This is a genomic window from Curtobacterium sp. ODYSSEY 48 V2 (assembly GCF_023712625.1).
Lineage (GTDB): Bacteria > Actinomycetota > Actinomycetes > Actinomycetales > Microbacteriaceae > Curtobacterium.
The window spans coordinates 23,068-41,647 of record NZ_JAMAXX010000003.1 but is presented as its reverse complement, the minus strand read 5'-3'; the positions used below and the strand labels follow the sequence as shown (position 1 = coordinate 41,647).

Sequence of the window (18,580 nt, the reverse complement as noted above, 5' to 3'; positions counted from 1 at the left end):
TCGGCGCCGGTCAGTGCGCGACGACGTCGCGAAGCGAGGGCAGGATCGACGTGAGGGTCATGACGGGAGCTCCACGCGCCTCCCGGCCGTCCGCGGTGTCGCTCACGCGACCCTGACGCCTGCGCGGCCGTCCCGTGCGCACCGCTGACACCGACGCGTGCAGCGCGGCGGCGTCAGTTCTCGAGCAGCTCCGGGCGGAAGCCGACCTCGTGCAGGCGCTGGATGACCTCCTGCGCGTGCTCGGGACCGCGTGCCTCGATCGACAGGTCCAGGGCCACCTCGTTGATCACCAGGCCCTGCCCGTGCCGGGTGTGCAGCACCTCGACCACGTTGGCGCCGGCGTCCGAGATGACCTGGGCGACGCGGGCGAGCTGGCCGGGGCGGTCGGGCAGCATGATCCGGATGCCGATGTAGCGCGACGCCGCGACGAGACCGCGGGTGATGATGCGCTCCATCATGAGCGGGTCGATGTTCCCACCGCTCAGCAGCACGACGGTGCGGCCGGTGTCGCGGACGGCGCCGGACATGATCGCCGCGACGCCGACGGCGCCGGCGGCCTCGACCACGAGCTTCGCGCGCTCGAGCAGCACCAGCAGGGCACGGGCGGTGTCGTCGTCCGAGACGGTCACGATCTCGTCGACCAGGTCGCGGATGATCGGGAAGTTGAGGTCGCCGGGTCGGGCGACCGCGATGCCGTCCGAGATCGTCGGCTTCGTCGTGATCGTGACCGGTGCTCCCGCGGTGATCGACGACGGGTACGCCGCGGCGTTCTCCGCCTGCACGCCGATCACCCGGATCGGACGACCGAGGCGCTCGGACATGCCCTTCACCGCCAGCGCGATGCCGGAGATGACCCCGCCGCCACCGATCGGCACGACCACCGTGTCGACGTCGGGCACCTGGTCGATGATCTCGAGGCCCAGCGTGCCCTGGCCCGCGATGACGTCCGGGTGGTCGAAGGGCGGGATGAACACCGCACCGGTGTGGGCGGCGAAGTCCTTGGCGGCGCTCAGCGCCTCCTCCACCGAGTGGCCGCGCAGCACGACCTCGGCGCCGTAGTGCCGCGTCGCCTGGAGCTTGGGCAGCGCGACGCCCACCGGGGTGAAGATCGTGGCCGGGATGCCGAGCTCACGAGCGGCGAGGGCGACTCCCTGCGCGTGGTTGCCGGCGCTCGCGGCGACGACGCCCGCCGCTCGCTGCTCGGGGCTGAGGGCGGCGAGTCGGTTGTAGGCGCCGCGCACCTTGTAGGCGCCCGTGCGCTGCAGGTTCTCGCACTTCAGGTGCACCGGCGAGCCGAGCAGCTCGGCGAGGAACTGCGACGTCTCCATCGGCGTGACGCGTGCGACGCCCGCGATGGTCTGCCGAGCGGCCTCGATGTCCGCGAGCGTCGGGAACGCGTCGGTCTGCTGCTGGGGCGCGGAGGTGTCGGTCACGGACCCATCATCGTCCGTCGGAGCCGTCACGGCGAACTCGTGACGGTCCGTCGGTGAACGCCCGCTCAGCCCGCGGTCCCCTTCGCGGCGGTGGGCTGTTCGTCGCTGCCCGGCGCCGGGACGCCGTCGGGGTGGCGCTTCCGCCAGCGACGGCGCTTCTTCGCCTCGACGCTCGCGTGGTGGTCGCGCTGCTTCGCCTCGAGCACGTGGTCGGAGTCGAGCCCCTTCCACCGGCCGCTCGCGATCGTCGTCACCATCGAGTTCACGGTCGCGATCAGCGGCACCGCGAAGAAGGCTCCGGCGATGCCGGCCAGCCCGGACGCCGCGGTGACGCCGAGGACGACGGCGAGCGGGTGCACCTTGACCGCGCTGCCCATGACGAGCGGCTGCAGGATGTGCCCCTCGACCTGCTGCACGACGAGGATCACGCCGAGCATGACGAGCGCCGCGACCCAGCCGTTGAAGATCAGGGCGATGAAGACGGCGAGGAAGCCCGTGACGATGGCGCCGACAACCGGGATGAACGCGCCGAGGAACACGAACACGGCGATCGGGATGACGAGCGGCAGCTGCAGCGCGGCGGCACCGATGCCGATGCCGACGGCGTCGACGAACGCGACGAAGATCTGCACGCGGATGAAGCTCGTCAGGGTGGTCCACCCGGCGACCCCGGCGCCGTCGATCGCGGCGCGGGCGTTCTTCGGGAACAGCCGGACGGTCCAGCGCCACACGTTCTTGCCGTCGATGAGCAGGAAGATCACCGTGAAGATCACCACGAACAAGCCGGTGAGCAGGTGCGTCAGCGACGATCCCGCGCTCGCGACCCCGGACAGGATCGAGCCGGAGTTGCTCGACAGCCAGTCGGTCGCCTGGTTGAGGTAGTTGTTGAGGTCGGACTGGCTGATGCCCAGACCGGAGCTGAGGACGAACTCGCGGATGTTGTCGTACTGCGAGAGCGTCCGGTCGCGGAGCGAGGGGTAGGCCGCCGCGATCTGGTCGACGACGAGCCAGATGAGTCCGCCGACGGCCGCGAGGCCCCCGACGAGGCTGACCACGACGGCGATCCACTTCGGCACGTGGTGGCGCTGCATCCAGTTCGACAGCGGCACGAGCAGGGCGGCGACGACGATCCCGATGAGGAACGGGATGAGCACCTCGCTGAACAACGTCACGAGGTAGATGAAGACCGCGACCACACCGACGACCACGAGCACGCGCCACGACCACGCGCCCGCGATCCGCATGCCCGTCGGCACGACCTGCTCGACGACGGGATCCGGATGCGTCTTCTTTCCCCAGGCCATGCGGTGAGTGTACCGACGCGTGCCGGTGTGTGTTCCAGATGCGGCATACGTCGGCCCGACCCCGGTGTCGGCGTCGATCGGTAGCGTCGTGCCATGGTCCGGTCCACGCTCTCCGCCGCCGAGGCCCGCCGCGTCACGCTGGCGGCCCAGGGCTTCGGCGCACCCCCGCGCGACGCGGTGGGCACCCGCACCCTGACCAGCACGATCGGCCGGCTCGGGTTGCTGCAGATCGACTCGGTGAACGTCTTCGAACGCAGCCACTACCTGCCCCTCTTCGCCCGCCTCGGTCCCTACGACCGGGACACGTTGGACCGGCTCACCATGCGGCGCTCCGGCCCCTACGCGGAGTACTGGGCGCACGAGGCGGCGTTCCTGCCGCGGACGGACCTCCCGCTCTTCCGGTGGCGGATGGACGCGTACCGCGAACGCGACGCCCGACCGAACCGGATCGCCGGCGTGGAACGGACCGCGAGCGTCCGCCGGGAGCTCCGCGCACTGCTCGCCGCCGAGGGGCCCCTGCCCGCCAGCGCGGTCGAGCACGAGGCGAACGTCCGACGCGGGCCGTGGTGGGGGTGGAGCGACGTGAAGGCGGGGCTCGAGCAGATGTTCCGCTGGGGCGAGGTCGTGAGCGCCGGACGCGCCGGGTTCGAGCGTGTCTACGCCCTGCCCGACCAGGTGCTGCCGGTGGGGACGCTCGAGGCCGCGCCCGACCGCCACACCGCGGTCACGGAGCTGGTCCGGCGCGCCGCGCGCGCATCCGGCGTCGGGACCCGCGCGGACCTCGCCGACTACTTCCGCCTGCGTGCGGACGACACCGCCGCCGCGATCACGGAGCTCGAGGAGCGCGGCGAACTCGTGCCGGTCCGGGTGGCAGGCTGGCGGGACCGTGCCTGGCTGCACGTCGACGCCAGGGTCCCGCGCCACGTCGCCGCCGACGCGGTGCTCAGCCCGTTCGACCCCGTCGTGTGGTTCCGGCGTCGCGCGGAGCGCATGTACGACTTCCACTACCGCATCGAGATCTACACGCCGGCGCCGAAGCGTGTGTACGGCTACTACGTGCTGCCCGTCCTGCAGGACGACCGGCTGACCGGACGCGTCGACCTGAAGAGCGATCGGCAGCGCGGCGTGCTCCGGGTCCGGACTGCCTGGCAGGAGCCCGGCGAGCACCTCGACGCGGAGCGCCTCGCCGAGACGCTGCGGCGGGCGGCGGCGTGGCAGGGCCTCGACGGCGTCGAGGTCACGGATCGCGGCACCGCCGCGGGTGCGGTGGCCGCGGCGCTCGGGGTCGCGCTCGTCCCGCACGAGGCGGCGGACGACGCCGATGCTCCGGCTCCCGAGGACGAAACGGTCGTGTGACCAGCGGCCGGGAGGCACGGCGCCCGTCCGCCCCGCCCGTCCGGCTCGGGTCGTGGCCCCGTCACCCGCCGCTCCGTCGCGCCGGTCGTGCACGGCCCGCGAGACGCCGCCGTGTCGTGGCGACGCCGCGTCGTCGCCGAGACGCCGCTACGTCGTCGAGACGCCGCAGCGTCGTCGAGACGCCGCATCGTCGTCGAGGCGCCGCGGATTCCGAGGGCGTCTCGCCGGCACGAGTCCGTCTCGTGTGGACACCGGCGTCTCGGCGCCGGCATCGCAGCGACGGCGACGGCGGTGACGGCGGCAGCGCCCGTCAGAACCGGTCGAGGCTCCCCCGGAGTCGCGCGACCCGGTCGGGCAGCGGCGGGTGCGTGGAGAACAACCGGTCCATCACGCCCGGTCGCATCGGGTCCGCGATCCACAGGTGCGCCATCGAGGAGTTCTGCGACCGGGTCGGTCGGCCGTACGCCTGGAGCTTCTCCAGCGCACGGGCGAGTCCCTCGGGGTACCGCGTGGTCATCGCACCCGTGGCGTCGGCGAGGTACTCCCGCTGCCGCGAGACGGCCGCCTGCACCGCCGCGGCCGCGATCGGGGCGACGAGCACGGCCACGATCCCCGCGACGAGGACGATCGGGTTGCCACCTCCACCCCCGGAGTCGCTGTTCCGCCCGCGCCCGCTCAGCCCGCTGAAGATCGAGATGCGCAGGAGCACGTCCGCCAGGAACCCGACCGCGACGACCAGGCCGAACACCATGGTCGAGACGCGGATGTCGTAGTTCTTGACGTGACCGAGCTCGTGGGCCATGACGCCCTGCAGCTCGCTGTCGTCCATGATCGCGAGCAACCCGGTCGTCGCCGCGACGATCGCGTGCTCCGGGTCCCGTCCGGTGGCGAAGGCGTTCGGTGCCGGGTCCTCGATGACGAACACCCGCGGCATCGACATGCCGTTCGTGATCGCCAGGTTCTCGACCGTCCGCCAGAGCCGCGGCTCCGTGTTCCGGTCGATCTCGACGCCGCCGGCGATGGCCGTCGCCTGCCGCCCGGCCAGGAAGTACTGGAGCACCGCGTACCCGAGCGCGACGAGCAGCACGATGACGCCCACGGAGACGTTGCCCGCGAGGTAGCCGCCCAGGAACCCGAGCGCCCCGACGATGAGCAGGAAGACCAGGATGATGACGACGGTGTTGCGCTTGTTCCGCGCGATGGCGCTGTACACGGGTCAGGCCGCCCCGGTCGGCGTCAGAACTGGACGCGCGGCGGTTCGGCGATCGCCGCGGGCTCGGCCGTCTCGAAGAACGTCGCCTCGCTGAAGCCCTTGCTCTTCGCGAAGGTCGAGTTGGGGAAGACCCGGATCTTCGTGTTCAGCTCGCGCACGCCACCGTTGTAGAAGCGCCGGGCGGACTGGATCTTGTCCTCGGTGTCGACGAGTTCCGACTGCAGCTGCAGGAAGTTCTGGCTCGACTGCAGCTGGGGGTAGCCCTCCGCGACGGCGAACACACCCTTCAGGGCCTTCTGCATGTGCCCCTCGGCCACCGAGGCGCTCGAGGCGTCCGATGCGCCGAGGGTCTCGGCGCGGGCGCGCGTCACCGACTCGAACACGGACTTCTCGTGCGCGGCGTACCCCTTCACCGTCTCGACGATGGTGGGGATGAGGTCCGCGCGGCGCTTCAGCTGCACCGTGATGTCGCTCCACGCCTCGTCCACGCGCAGCTTCAGCGTGACGAGCGAGTTGTAGGTCACCCAGAGGTAGATCCCGACCACGACGAGCAGGACCACCACCACTCCGACGACGATCAGCGTCGTGACGAGTCCGGTGTCCATCTGGGCGTACTCCTTTGCGCTTCGGGTCCGGCGCAGTGGGACCGCGGCCGGTGCATGGCCGTGGGACGACCGTCCACGAGTGTACCGAGGCGCACCGGCACGACCCGTTCGCGCAGTCTGGTTCACGGGGGATTCCCGAGTGGCGCACACCCACCGTCCGGGGACCCCCAGCCGGGGATCGGTCCCGGGACACATCATCCGGGTGGTGGATTGACCCGAGCCCGATGATCGCGTGTGATGGAGACGGTGGACAGGCTCGGGGACAACGCGCAGGAGGGGACCGTCGGGGGCGGCGGTCCCGTCGGTCGACCCCGATCGCGCGTCGGGCTGCTGGCCGCGGCGCTGGTGACGGTGCTCGCCACCGGGACGGTCCTGCTCGGCGCACAGCCCGCCGCAGCCGCGCCCGCGACGACGTCCAAGACCACGACCACGACCACGACGTCCACGACGTCCACGACGTCCACCACCGACACCGTGCCGCAGCAGGACGACGACGCGGCCCGGACCGCCTCCCCGACGCCCTTCCCCCAGTTCGGCACCCTGCCACCGGACACCGGTTCCCCGGCACCCTCGCCGACGGACCGCCCCGCCGTCCGCCCGAGCATCGCCGACCCCGGCGACGTCACGACCGCCACCGTCCGGCTGCACGGCGCCGGCACCCCCGGGCACCGGCTGCGCGTCACCGGACCGGCGGCCACGGGCTCGAGCGGCTGCACGACGACCGTGGCCACCGACGGGTCCTGGTCGTGCATCGCCACCGTCCGCTCGGGCCCGCAGCAGGTCTTCACGGTCGCCGACGAGACCGACGCCGCGCTCGGGTCGTCCCGTGCTCCGGCCTCGGACGTCGTCGTCCCGCCGGCCGTCATGACCGACGGTCCCACCTCGGGTCCCGTGTCCGGCACCGGCCTGCCCGGAGCGACCGTCGCCGTGTCGGTCTCCGGCACCCCGACCGACCGCACCGCGCGGGTGGACGCCGGCGGTCGCTGGACCGTCGCGCTGCCCGGCAGCGCGCGCGACGGGCGCATCACGGTCTCCGCGGCGCAGACCGCGAGCACCGCGAACGGCTTCCGCTCGGACCTGCGGAGCGCCCCCTCGGCCCCGCGGACGGTGGTCGTGGACCGGACCGCCCCGGCAGCACCGGTCGTCACCACGCCGGAGTCCGACGAGCGCGTCCGCTCCCAGCCGTTCACCGTGCGCGGCACCGGTGAGCCCGGCGCCGTCCTCACCGTGTACGTCGACCGCTCGCCGGTGTGCCGCTCCGACGTCGGTGCCGACGGCCGGTGGGCGTGCACGACGACGGGCGCGACCGCACCCGCCGGGACCCGGGTGGTGAGCGCGATGCAGCAGGACGCCGCGGGCAACTCCTCACCGTCGTCGTCTGGGGTCCGCGTCGTGCTGAGCGACGCGACCGCAGCGCCGAGCGCCGGGCCGAGCGCGAGTGCCTCCGGGGCCCCGGGCGGGCAGACGTCGTCGTCCGGCACGCCGGGGACGACGCCGGACCACACGTCCGGTGCGACGGACGGCACCGGGACCCCGACCGACACCGGCACGAGCGGCGGCGGGTCGACCGGGACGGCCGGGGGCAGCGGCACGGCAGGCGCCGGGGGCAGCACCAGCGGGGTGCCCGACTGGTCCGGCCCCGCGGGCGACTGGACCGCCGACACCGCCTACGACCGCGGCGTCCCGACGATCCAGGCCTCGTTCTCGTGGGGCACCGTCCTGCTCGCCACCGGCGTCGCCGCCGGGTTCCTCGTGCTCGTCGCCGTGCCGCTCGCGGTGGTCGGCGCCGCGGCCCGGGGTCGCCTGCACAACCCGTTCGCCGCGCTGCTCGGCCGCAACCGCTCGCGCACGGAGCGACGACTCGGGGACGAGGTCCTGCCCACCTGGGCCGCGGCGGCCGTCGGCGTCGGGATCGTGGTCGTCACGACGCTCCTCGGTGTCGGCGTCGCGCTCGAGGCCCGCTACGTCCGGCTCGCGCTCGCGGTGCTGCTCGGTTCGGCGGTCACCACCGGGGTCGTCGTCCTGGCCACCCGCTGGGCGGCCGGCAAGGACCGCGCCGCCGTCGGTTTCCGCGTCTCCCCCTGGCTCGTGCTCGCCGCCGTGCTGGGCTGCGCCCTGACCCGCGTCACCGACCTCTCCCCCGCCCTGGTCGTCGGGGCCGTCCTCGTCCCGGTCGGCCGCCCCGGCGCCGACACCGCCGCCCTGCGACTGGGCTCGAGCCTCGCCCGCGGGGTCCGGAGCGCCACGGCCCGCTCGGCCGCGCTGCTCGGCGTCGCCACCGTCGGCTGGGTCCTGCACTCGCTGGTGCACGGGTCGGGCTTCTGGACGACGCTGACGGCCGAGTTCGCCACCACGCTCTGCGTCGGCGCGGTCGGGGCACTCGTCGTGTCGCTGCTGCCGTTGCCCGGGTCGACGGGTGCGGTGCTCGTCGCCGGGGCGCGTGCGCGCTGGGTCGGCCTCACCGCCGCTGGGGTCGCGCTGGCGGCGGTGACGGCGGGCGCGGGAGCTCCCGCTGTCCCCTCACCGACCGAGACCGCGGTGGCGTCCGCCCTGTGCGCCGCCGCCGTCGCCTGCTGCTGGGTCTGGTTGCGCGGCTCGCGCACCGCCGCACAGCACCGCTGACCGGTCCGTCCACGGGACGGGAGGCGCCGGGCTCGCCCGCCACGCCCCTCCCGGCCCGCCACCCACCGGACGGGAGACGCCGGGCTCGCCACCCACGCCCCTCCCGGCCCGCCACCCACCGGACGGGAGACGCCGGGCTCGCCACCCACGCCCCTCCCGGCCCGCCACCCACCGGACGGGAGACGCCGGGCTCGCCCGCCACGCGCCTCCCGGCCCGCACCGGTCGGACGAGAGGCGCGTGACGGGGCGGCTGCGCGCCTCCCGACCGCCGCGCGCCCCAGGTCTCAGGCCACGCGGTGCGGGACGTTCCGCCGGAACAGACCGGGCAGCAGGCCGCCGATCTTCGTCCCGATGCACAGGCTGACGAACGTCGCCAGGGGCGTGCCGAGCGCGACGGGGTCGAACGTGGTCACCGCGACGAGTCCCACGGTGCCGGGCACGAGCAGCAGGAACGCGGGGAAGAACGACACCGTCGCCGGGATCACCGGGACCACACGCTCGAGCAACCGCGTCGCGACGAACAGCAGCGCGGCCGCAGCTCCGGTCGCGACCACGCTGCCCCACACCGGCGTCGTCCCGCTCACGACCGCGTACGCGCTGATCATGACGGCGACGGACACGACGGTGAGCCGCCAGCCGGAGCGGAACACGAGCCCGAGGCCGACGGCGAGGCCCGCCACCGCCACCCAGGACACCCAGTAGGACGGCACGGCCTCCCAACCACCGCGGAGCGTGCCGACGCCGGCGACCTCGCCGACGAGGGCCGCCGACGACGGGTCGACGCGCAGGCCGGTGAGGGCGCTCCCCGCGGCGATCCCGGCGGCCATGAAGCCGAGCGTGATGAGCCCCTGCACCAGGCGCGAGGCTCCGGTCACGATGTCGGCGGCCGTCAGCTCGAGCAGCGCGTTCGTGATCAGCGCGCCGGGCACGAAGACCGCGACGGGCGCACACACCGCGAACAGGGGCACGTGGTCGAACCCGGTGCCGGCGGCGACGAGGCCGACGACGCTCGTCGACATGAACGCGGCCAGGAACGGGATGATCGCGACGGCCTCGCGGAAGCGTCGGAGCACCAGGCTGAGCACACCGACCAGGGCACCGACGACGAGCGCGAGCACGATCGCCCACCACGGGCAGCGGAACACGACGGCCAGTCCGACCGAGGTGAGGGCGTTCCCGGTGATCCACGGCAGCGCCGGCGGCGGCACGGTACCGGTCCGGATCGCGCGCACCCGGGCGGGGATCTCGGCGAGGGCGATGGAACCGCGTTCCAGGCCGAGCACGAGGCGGTTCGCCCGCGCTGCCTGACGCGACGAGAGCTCGACGCCCTCGGCGTTCACGATGGTGGCGGCGCCGGTGGCGACCTCACTGACCATGACGAGTGCGGGCAGGACGCCGACGGCGAGCGTCGGTCCGACCCCGGCAGCGTCGCGGGCCTTCTCGAGCGCGGAGCGGACGTCGGTGACGGAGCTGCCGGCGTCGAGCAGCAGGGCGCCGAGGGTCCCGAGCAGCATCCCGGTGGGGACCGTCTCGCCGTCGACGACCTCGACGTGCGCCTCGGGTCGGTTGAGCGCGTTGCGCAGGTTCGCGAGAGCGCTTCCGAGTCCGACCACGGACGTCGATGCTACTGCGCGGCTGGGGTCTGTGCGGGCGGGGCGCTCGCACGAGACTCGCCTGTGCGGACACGTTCGCGACGGCCGATCCGCGAAACTGTCCGCGGAGCCGAGACTCGCCCGCTGGCAGGCGGCGGGGCGCGGCCGGCGGCGCACCCGCGCCTCGCGTACCCCCGGTGGGACTCGAACCCACAACTCGGCGATTTTAAGTCGCGTGCCTCTACCGATTGGGCCACGGGGGCGGGCCGCAACAGCCTACCGACGCGACGACGGCCGTCGCCCCACGTGGGGCGACGGCCGTCGGTGCTGGTGCTGGTGCTGGTGCTACTTGGCGTCCGCCGGGGCTGCGACGGGCGCAGCGTCCTTCGAGACGTCCTCGGCCGGGGTGGCGTACGCGGGGCCGGCGGCGTCGGCCGGCTGACCCTCCGCCGGAGCCGGGGCAGCGACGGCCTTGGGCTCCTCGGCTGCAGCGGGCTTCGGGCGCGACGCGAAGGCCTCGAACGCGGCACGCGGGGTCTCACGGTCGTCGAGCGACGCGATGTCACGGCCCAGGAAGAAGCCGCCGACCCAGTCGCCGATGACGCGCCACTTGCGCTCCCACGACGGCATCGCCAGGCCGTGGTACCCGCGGTGGGCGCCCCAGGCCAGGAAGCCCTTCATGGCGAACTTGCCGGACTGGAACACACCCGTGCCGAGACCCAGGCCCGCGACGGCACCGAGGTTCTCGTGCTTGTAGTCCGTCGTCGCCTCGCCGCGGACGACCGCGACCAGGTTCTTCGCGAGCTGCTTCGCCTGACGCACGGCGTGCTGGGCGTTCGGCACGCAGAAGCCGCCGACACCGCCACCGGTCAGATCCGGCACGGCCGCGACGTCACCGCAGGCCCACGCGTCGGCGATCACGCCGTTGTCGTCGACCACGCGGAGGTCGGGCTGCACGCGGATGCGACCGCGCTGCTCGAGCGGGAAGTCGGTGCCCTTGACCATCGGGTTCGCCATGACGCCGGCGGTCCAGATGATGAGGTCGGACTCGATGGTCTCGATCGACTCGTCCTTGGCCTTGAGCTGGCACACGCCGCCCTCGGCCGAGGCCAGCTGGGTCTCGAGGTGCACCGTCGCGCCGCGGGACGCGAGGTTCTCGAGCACCCAGTGCGAGGTCTCGAGCGACACCTCGGGCATGATGCGGCCCATCGCCTCGACCAGGTGGAAGTGCGTGTCATCGAAGGACAGCTGCGGGAAGCTCTTCAGCAGGTCGGACGCGAAGGAGCGGAGCTCGGCGAACACCTCGATGCCGGCGAAGCCACCGCCGACCACGACGACGGTGAGCAGGCGGTCGCGCTCGGGACCGGCCGGCAGGTTCGCCGCCTTGTGGAAGTTCGTGAGGATCTTGTCGCGGATCGCCGCGGCCTCCTCGATGGTCTTCAGGCCGATGGCCTCGTCCGCGACGCCCGGGATCGGGAAGGTGCGCGAGACGGCACCGGCGGTCATGACGATCTGGTCGTAGGACTCCTCCCACGCCTCGCCCTCGGCCGGGGTGATCGTCGCGGTCTTCGTGGCGTGGTCGACCTTCGTGACCTTCGCCGTGACGACACGGGTCTTCTTCAGGTGACGACGGTGCGACACGATCGCGTGACGCGGCTCGATCGAGCCGGCGGCGACCTCGGGCAGGAACGGCTGGTACGTCATGTACGGCAGCGGGTCCACCATGGTGACCTCGGCTTCACCCTGACGCAGGTGCTTCTCGAGCTTCCAGGCGGTGTAGAAACCGGCGTAGCCGCCGCCGACGACGAGGATCTTGGGCACGGGGGATGATCTCCTTGGAGTGGGGTGGTTGCTTGCCGGGAGGCTGGTCAGTCTTCGCCGCCACCCGCCCCGACTCCAGCGTCTGCGATGCCATCATACGCCCGGCACTCACAGCGGGAGGGCGACCAGTCCACGCGCTCGAGCGCGAGGTCGCCGATGGGGTTGACGCCGGGTCCGGCAGCGAGGGCGTGGCCGACGAGCGCGTGCAGGCACTTCACACGGGTGGGCATGCCGCCCGCGCTGATGCCGTCGATCTCGTCGACGTGCTCGATCGACTCGCGGTCCGCCAGGTAGGACTCGTGGGCCGCGCGGTACTGCGCCGCGACGGTCTCGTCCTCGAGCAGGGCGGCGAGCTCGGGCATGACGTGGTTCGCCTCGAGCGTGCTCACGGCCGCGGTGGCGGCGGGGTGGCACAGGTAGTAGAACGTCGGGAACGGGGTGCCGTTCGCGAGTCGGGGCTTCGTCGACACGACGGTGGGGTTGCCGCAGGCGCACCGTGCAGCGATCCCGACGACGTCGCGGGCCGGTCGCCCGAGCTGCGCCGAGACGACCTGGATGTCGCGGTCGGACGGCGGATCGAAGGGAGGGGTCGTCACGGGCACGTGAGCCTACCCGAGTCCTGGTCGCCGTCCCACTCCGTGACGCCGCGGCGCCCCCGGCTGCCCTACTTGCTGTCGCTCGTCGCGGCGCCGGTCGGGTCTCCGGTGCCGGAGACGTCGGGCGCCACGAGCTGCTCAGTGGTCTTCTCGGTCAGTCCTGACTGCAGCACGCTGGAGAGCATTGCCTGCACCCAGTCGACCTTCGGCGTCTGCACCGTCGAGCTGACCGGGCTGCCGGAGTCGGTCTCGGCCCGGTCCGACCCCTTCGCCTGCTCCGCACCCATCACGAGGTAGCTCTCCTCGCCCGGGTACACGTAGAGCAGCCGGTCGCGTGCCTGGGCCTCGATGTAGGCCGGGTCGTCCCACCGCGCGACGTCCTGCTTCTTCTGCGCGACGTCGGCCTTCTGCGCTGCGACCTCGCGCTGCTGCTGCGCGATCTGCTCCTGCTGCTGGATGAGCGTCCGCAGCGAGGGGGCGAGCACGACGACGAACAGCACGATGATCGCGAGCATGAGGAGGCTGAAGCCGGAGAACCGGATGGACCGGTACCAGGGCTGCTCGTGCGCACCGGACTCCGGCACGGCCACGGGGATGCGGCGGACGCGGGGCTTCTGGCTGGGCACGGCTCGACGATAACCCGGCACGGCACGGTCACGTGACCCGGCACGCGGACCGTCGTGCGTCGCTCGGCACCCTCCCAGCGGCCGGGAGGCGCGGCGCACGGCCGCCACGCGCCTCCCGTCCGCCACCCACCGCCGAGCGTCCACCGCTGAGCCAGCTGGCCGTCGAACGGGCAGGACGTGCCGCTCGCGTCCGCCGAGTGGGCGAGATCCGTCGGACTGCTGCGCCGGACGTCGCAGATGTTGCCCGCTCGAGGGCGAGAGCAGACCGATTCGAGGGCGAGGGCGGATCAGTTCGACGGCGACGAGAGCGCCCGGAGACGGCGAGACGCCGCCCTCCCGGAGGAGGACGGCGTCTCGTGGTGGTGCGGGTGCGACCTAGAGCGCAGCGGCGCGGGGGAACGCGGTGCGGCCGGCGTAGACGGCGGCATCGCCCAGCTCCTCCTCGATGCGGAGCAGCTGGTTGTACTTCGCGACGCGGTCTGAGCGGGCCGGGGCACCGGTCTTGATCTGGCCACCGTCGACGGCCACCGCGATGTCGGCGATGGTGGTGTCCTCGGTCTCGCCCGAGCGGTGCGACAGGATCGCGGTCATGCCGTGGCGGTGCGCCAGGGAGACGGCGTCGAGGGTCTCGGTCAGCGTGCCGATCTGGTTCACCTTGACCAGGATCGAGTTGCCGGCCTGCTCGTCGATGCCCCGCTGCAGACGCTTCGGGTTCGTGACGTACAGGTCGTCGCCGACGAGCTGCAGCTTCGAGCCGAGCTCGGCGGTGAGGTGCTTCCAGCCCTCCCAGTCGTCCTCGGCCAGGGCGTCCTCGATGGTGACGAGCGGGTAGTTCGCGACGAGGTCCGAGAAGTACCCGGTGAACTCCTCGCTCGAGAGCTGCTTGCCCTCGAACGCGTACTTGCCGTCGTGGAAGAACTCGGTCGCGGCGACGTCGAGGCCGAGCGCGATGTCCTTGCCCGGGGTGAAGCCGGCCTTCTCGATCGCGGCGAGCAGGAAGTCGAGCGCAGCACGGTTCGAGGCGAGCTCGGGGGCGAAGCCGCCCTCGTCGCCGAGGCCGGTCGCGAGACCCTGCTTCTTCAGCTCACCCTTGAGGGCGTGGTAGGTCTCGACGCCCCAGCGCAGGGCCTCCGAGAAGCTCTCGGCGCCGTAGGGCACGAGGAAGAACTCCTGGATGTCGACGTTGGTGTCGGCGTGCGCGCCACCGTTGACGACGTTCATGAGCGGGACGGGCAGCGTGTGCGCGTTCGGGCCACCGAGGTAGCGGAACAGCGGCAGGTCGGCCGAGTCGGCGGCGGCACGGGCGACGGCGAGCGAGGCGCCGAGGACCGCGTTGGCGCCCAGGCGGGACTTGTTCTCGGTGCCGTCGAGCTCGATGAGCGCGGCGTCGACGAGGCGCTGGTCGGTGGCGTCGAAGCCCTCGAGCGCCGGGCCGATCTCGTCGAGGACGGCGTCGACGGCCTTCAGGACGCCCTTGCCGCCGTAGCGGTTCGCGTCGCCGTCGCGGAGTTCGTACGCCTCGAACGCACCGGTGGAGGCACCGGACGGGACGAGCGCGCGCGAGACCACGCCGTCGTCGAGGAGGACCTCGACCTCGACCGTCGGGTTGCCTCGGGAATCGAGGACTTCGCGTGCGCCTACGGCATCGATCTGGGCCACGGGGTACTCCCTACGAGTTCGGTTGTGGTGGACAGCGGGTCGATCCTACCGAGGCGCGGTGGACGCCTCGCCGCGGATGACGTCGGGTGTGGAGGAGTTCACGCCAGCGGGCGGAACTCGACACCTTCCAGGGTCTCCGTGTCGGCCCGCACACCGGCGAAGGCCGCGAAGCCCTGCTCGGCGAGGCTCGCGAGCAGGTTCTTGGTGTTCTTCGGCCGCCGCTCGAGCCGGACGCGACGGTGCGACGCGAGGGCCTCGGTCTTGAGCGCCGCGAGGCGGACCGGGTCGACGTCCTTGTCGTACAGGAGCACGACGGCGTCCGACTCGGCCGACTCCGGCAGCGTGACGAGGTCGACGAGCCGCTCGAACCCGAGCGAGAACCCGACTGCGGGCACGTCCTGCCCGAGGAAGCGTCCGATCATGCCGTCGTAGCGACCGCCGCCGCCGAGGCTGTAGCCGAAGTCGGGGTGGGCGACCTCGAAGATCGTGCCCGTGTAGTAGCCCATGCCGCGCACGAGTGTCGGGTCGAAGCGCAGGTCCACGCCCGGCAGGGCCCGGCGGAGGCGGAGCAGGTCCGCGAACGCCTCGGCATCGAGCCACGGCGCCCCCTCGACGGACGCCCAGTCCGCGGCCTCGAGCGCACGGATCGTGTCCTCGAGGCCCGGCAGGTCGGCGCCGATCGTCGCGCGGAGCTCGGCGGCCACCCCGTCCGCACCGATCTTGTCGAGCTTGTCGACCGTGATCAGCGCCCGGTCCGCGGCGTCCGGGTCGGTGATCCCCCACGAGGCGAGCAGCGCGAGCAGGATGCGACGGTCGTTGATGCGGATGGTGGTGTCCGCGATGCCGAGCGCGTCGAGCGCGGCGGTGGTCGCGCGGATGAGCTCGATCTCCGCGAGCTGCCCCGGCTCGCCGAGGATGTCGATGTCGCACTGGACGAACTGCCGGTAGCGCCCCTTCTGCGGACGCTCGGCACGCCACACGGGTGCGATCTGCACGGCACGGAACACCGAGGGCAGCTCGGCGCGGTGCGAGGCGTAGAAGCGGGCGAGCGGGACCGTCAGGTCGAAGCGGAGCCCGAGGTCCGCGAGGTCGAGCGGCGCATCCGCCTGCTGGAGATCCTCGGTGGTGAGCCCTCGGCGCATCACCGCGAACGCGAGCTTCTCGTTGTCGCCGCCCAGCCCCGAGTGCAGGCGTGCGGCGTCCTCGACGACCGGGGTCTCGATCTCGTCGAACCCGTGTCGCGCGTACACGTCCCGGACCACCCCGAGGACGTGCTCGCGACGGGCCTTGTCCGCCGGGAGGAAGTCACGCATGCCACGGGGAGCCGTCACGGTCGTCGCCATGCCGCCAATCCTGCCAGAACCAGGGCACGACCTTGCGCCGCATCCGGTCTACTGATACTCTGGATGCAGAACCTCGGTCTGGCGGCCTCCTGATCCGGCCACCAGATCGTTCGCGGGGCCGGTGTGCTGCAACGGTGCCCCGCGGTTCGAGCGGGCGTCCCTATCGTCGTGTCCCCCCTGGCACGTCGTGGCCCGCTCGCGGGCACCCTCCTTTTTCGGGTTGGGAGGGTGCCCGCTCTCTCGTCTGCCCGTCCGGCACTCCTCCGCGCGCTCCGAACAGGAGGCGCAGCCCACTCACCCGCACGCTCCGAACAGGAGGTGCAGCCCACTCCCCCGCGTCTCCGAACTGGAGGCGCAGCTCACTCCCCGACGCGCGCGCCGGCCTCGAGCCGGCTCACCGCGTCCCGCAGGCTGGCGACGACGTCGATGCCCGCCTCGCGCGCCGCGGCGACCTCGGCGAGCATGCGCGCGCCCCACCGCTCGTCCACAGCGTTCGCACCCGCCGACCCGACCGTGCCCACGTCCGCCGACCCGTCTGTCTTCCCGATCTCCCGCCCCGATGCGCGCACGGCGGCGGCGACGACCGTGGCGGCGTCGCCACGCTCCTCCAGGCGTTCGAGCAGCTTCACGGCTCGCTCCAGCGGCGGCATCGCCCTCGGGACCCCGTCGAGGACGCTCGTGCGCGACGCCTTCTCGGCCGACTTCGCCGCCCGCCACACCCGGACGACCTCCGCCTCCGTGTTCGCCCGTTCGGCACCGAACACGTGCGGGTGCCGACGGACCATCTTGTCGCGAGAACCGGCGGCGACGTCCTCGAGGTCGAACCGGCCCTGCACTGCAGCCAGTCCGGCGTGCAACACGACCTGGTAGAGCACGTCGCCGAGTTCCTCGCGGAGGTCGTCGTCGTCGCCGGAGTCGACGGCGTCGACGAGTTCGTACGACTCCTCCACGGCGTACCGCGCGAGCGATGCGTGGGTCTGTGCACGGTTCCACACGCAACCGCCGTCGGGGGCGAGCAGGCGGTCGACGACTTCGACGAGGTCCGTGACGGCGGTCATGGCGTCATGCTCGCACGCAGGCCGCTCCGGTAGGCTGACCCCTGGTGTGTCGGGAAGTCTGGTCGACGGTTCCGTACCCGTACCCGCACACCGTCGGAGATCCATGTCGGCACTCGTCCGCTCCCCCCGTTTCAGCGCGATCGCGCTCCTGACCGCCGCCGTGCTCGGCCTCCTCGTGGCGAACTCGCCGCTCGGACCTGGCCTCGAACGAGCCCTCGACGCGCACTCGCCGTGGGGAGCGGTCGGTCTCGACCTGTCCATGTCGCACTGGATCAGCGACGGCCTGCTCGCGGTCTTCTTCCTGCTGGTCGCGATCGAGTTGAAGCAGGAGCTGCTCGACGGGGAACTCTCGAACCCGAAGACGGCCGTCATCCCGGCGATCGCCGCGGTCGGCGGCGTGCTCGTGCCGGCCGGGATCTTCCTCCTGGTGACCTCGGGCACGCCCTACCAGCACGGGTGGCCCATCCCGACCGCGACGGACATCGCGTTCGCGCTCGGGGTCCTGGCGATGTTCGGTCGAGGGCTGCCCTCCACGCTCCGCGTCTTCCTGCTCGCGCTCGCGGTGCTCGACGACCTCATCGCGATCGTCATCATCGCCGTCGTCTTCGCGCACGGCACCGACTTCCTCGCGCTCGGCGGTGCGGTCGTCGCCCTCGCCGTCTTCGCGGTGCTCGGTCGGCTGCTGCGTCCGGGCCGCACCGGCCGCGTGTGGATCATCGCCGCGATGGTGCTGGTCGGCCTCGTGACGTGGTGGCTCGTTTACCACTCGGGAGTGCACGCGACCATCGCCGGCGTCGCGCTCGGTCTCGTCCTGCCCCGCCGTCCGGGACACACGCTGCACGAGAACGTCGAGCCGTGGTCGAACGCCGTCGTCCTGCCGGTGTTCGCCTTCGCCTCGGCGGCGGTCGTGATCCCGAGCGTCGGCATCGGCGAGCTCTCCCCCACGTTCTGGGCCGTCGTCCTCGCGCTCCCGGTCGGCAAGGTCATCGGCATCACGCTGTTCGGTGCCGTCGCGACGCGCATCTTCCGCGCCCCCGGTCGATCGACGCTCTCGTTCTGGTCGATCGTGACGGTCGGCGTGCTCGGCGGGATCGGCTTCACGGTCTCGCTGCTCATGAACGAGCTGGCGTTCGCCCGGAACGAGGAGATCCTCGACGAGGGCGTCCTCGCCGTGCTCGTCGGGTCCGGCATCGCGATCCTCGCGTCCGCCGTCGTCGTCAGCCTGCGCGCCCGCCGCTACCGCGCGCGACGCGAGCTCGCCGAGGCCGAGGCCACCGAGTAGCGCACCGAGCGGCCGCTGCGCTGCGACACGTCCGCGGTCGGACGACCGCGGACGTGTCGTTGCAGGCGCA

General features: G+C 72.6%; 14 protein-coding genes and 1 tRNA gene. 3 read left to right on the top strand and 12 right to left on the bottom strand.

Annotated features, from left to right (window positions below; genetic code table 11):
- Window positions 1–173: 173 nt before the first annotated feature.
- Together ilvA and M3666_RS05255 are read right to left on the bottom strand one after the other, a co-directional pair.
- Window positions 174–1,433: a threonine ammonia-lyase gene (gene ilvA / locus M3666_RS05260; protein ID WP_066652647.1), complete on the bottom strand. Its 1,260-nt coding sequence runs from the start codon at window positions 1,431–1,433 to the stop codon at window positions 174–176.
- A gap of 65 nt (window positions 1,434–1,498) precedes the next feature.
- Complete coding sequence (locus tag M3666_RS05255; RefSeq protein WP_066652641.1) at window positions 1,499–2,737, bottom strand: AI-2E family transporter; 1,239 nt, start codon at window positions 2,735–2,737, stop codon at window positions 1,499–1,501.
- A 93-nt stretch (window positions 2,738–2,830) separates the two neighbouring features.
- Between M3666_RS05255 and M3666_RS05250 the strand changes: the two genes are divergently transcribed.
- Window positions 2,831–4,093, top strand: a complete 1,263-nt coding sequence (locus M3666_RS05250; protein WP_251154684.1) for a winged helix-turn-helix domain-containing protein — start codon at window positions 2,831–2,833, stop codon at window positions 4,091–4,093.
- A gap of 310 nt (window positions 4,094–4,403) precedes the next feature.
- On the opposite strand, the gene M3666_RS05245 is transcribed toward M3666_RS05250, so the two are convergent.
- Both M3666_RS05245 and M3666_RS05240 read right to left on the bottom strand, forming a co-directional pair.
- Window positions 4,404–5,306, bottom strand: coding sequence for a M48 family metalloprotease (locus M3666_RS05245; RefSeq protein WP_066652624.1), 903 nt, complete (start codon window positions 5,304–5,306; stop codon window positions 4,404–4,406).
- Window positions 5,307–5,329: 23 nt separating this feature from the next.
- Window positions 5,330–5,911: a LemA family protein gene (locus M3666_RS05240; protein ID WP_066652615.1), complete on the bottom strand. Its 582-nt coding sequence runs from the start codon at window positions 5,909–5,911 to the stop codon at window positions 5,330–5,332.
- A gap of 237 nt (window positions 5,912–6,148) precedes the next feature.
- Between M3666_RS05240 and M3666_RS05235 the strand changes: the two genes are divergently transcribed.
- On the top strand, window positions 6,149–8,533 hold the full coding sequence (locus M3666_RS05235) for an Ig-like domain-containing protein (protein ID WP_251154683.1): 2,385 nt from the start codon (window positions 6,149–6,151) through the stop codon (window positions 8,531–8,533).
- 284 nt (window positions 8,534–8,817) lie between these two features.
- Here the strand turns inward: M3666_RS05235 and M3666_RS05230 are convergent, their stop codons facing one another.
- The 8 genes from M3666_RS05230 to M3666_RS05195 form a co-directional block, all read right to left on the bottom strand.
- Complete coding sequence (locus M3666_RS05230) at window positions 8,818–10,146, bottom strand: threonine/serine exporter family protein (protein WP_251154682.1); 1,329 nt, start codon at window positions 10,144–10,146, stop codon at window positions 8,818–8,820.
- A gap of 168 nt (window positions 10,147–10,314) precedes the next feature.
- A tRNA-Leu gene (locus M3666_RS05225) sits at window positions 10,315–10,388 on the bottom strand.
- 82 nt (window positions 10,389–10,470) lie between these two features.
- Window positions 10,471–11,946: an NAD(P)/FAD-dependent oxidoreductase gene (locus M3666_RS05220; protein WP_066652606.1), complete on the bottom strand. Its 1,476-nt coding sequence runs from the start codon at window positions 11,944–11,946 to the stop codon at window positions 10,471–10,473.
- A 47-nt stretch (window positions 11,947–11,993) separates the two neighbouring features.
- Window positions 11,994–12,542 (bottom strand): DUF501 domain-containing protein, encoded by a 549-nt coding sequence (locus M3666_RS05215; RefSeq protein WP_066652599.1) that lies wholly within the window; start codon window positions 12,540–12,542, stop codon window positions 11,994–11,996.
- 68 nt (window positions 12,543–12,610) lie between these two features.
- Window positions 12,611–13,168, bottom strand: a complete 558-nt coding sequence (locus M3666_RS05210) for a septum formation initiator family protein (protein WP_066652590.1) — start codon at window positions 13,166–13,168, stop codon at window positions 12,611–12,613.
- A 375-nt stretch (window positions 13,169–13,543) separates the two neighbouring features.
- The gene (eno, locus tag M3666_RS05205; RefSeq protein WP_251154681.1) at window positions 13,544–14,827 is read right to left on the bottom strand and encodes a phosphopyruvate hydratase; all 1,284 of its coding nucleotides are present in this window, start codon (window positions 14,825–14,827) and stop codon (window positions 13,544–13,546) included.
- A gap of 98 nt (window positions 14,828–14,925) precedes the next feature.
- A complete protein-coding gene (gene hisS, locus M3666_RS05200; protein ID WP_251154680.1) occupies window positions 14,926–16,170 on the bottom strand; it encodes a histidine--tRNA ligase in 1,245 nt (414 codons plus the stop codon).
- Window positions 16,171–16,529: 359 nt separating this feature from the next.
- Window positions 16,530–17,228, bottom strand: a complete 699-nt coding sequence (locus M3666_RS05195) for a MazG family protein (protein ID WP_251154679.1) — start codon at window positions 17,226–17,228, stop codon at window positions 16,530–16,532.
- Between the two features lie 103 nt (window positions 17,229–17,331).
- On the opposite strand from M3666_RS05195, the gene nhaA reads away from it, so the two are divergent.
- The gene (gene nhaA, locus M3666_RS05190) at window positions 17,332–18,510 is read left to right on the top strand and encodes a Na+/H+ antiporter NhaA (protein WP_251154678.1); all 1,179 of its coding nucleotides are present in this window, start codon (window positions 17,332–17,334) and stop codon (window positions 18,508–18,510) included.
- Window positions 18,511–18,580 lie beyond the last annotated feature (70 nt).

Coding starts and splice junctions, on each gene's coding strand:
- M3666_RS05255 (WP_066652641.1), bottom strand. CDS start 2,737: ATGGCCTGGGGAAAGAAGACGCATCCGGATCCCGTCGTCGAGCAGGTC.
- M3666_RS05250 (WP_251154684.1), top strand. CDS start 2,831: ATGGTCCGGTCCACGCTCTCCGCCGCCGAGGCCCGCCGCGTCACGCTG.
- M3666_RS05240 (WP_066652615.1), bottom strand. CDS start 5,911: ATGGACACCGGACTCGTCACGACGCTGATCGTCGTCGGAGTGGTGGTG.
- M3666_RS05235 (WP_251154683.1), top strand. CDS start 6,149: ATGGAGACGGTGGACAGGCTCGGGGACAACGCGCAGGAGGGGACCGTC.
- hisS (WP_251154680.1), bottom strand. CDS start 16,170: ATGGCGACGACCGTGACGGCTCCCCGTGGCATGCGTGACTTCCTCCCG.
- M3666_RS05195 (WP_251154679.1), bottom strand. CDS start 17,228: ATGACCGCCGTCACGGACCTCGTCGAAGTCGTCGACCGCCTGCTCGCC.
- nhaA (WP_251154678.1), top strand. CDS start 17,332: ATGTCGGCACTCGTCCGCTCCCCCCGTTTCAGCGCGATCGCGCTCCTG.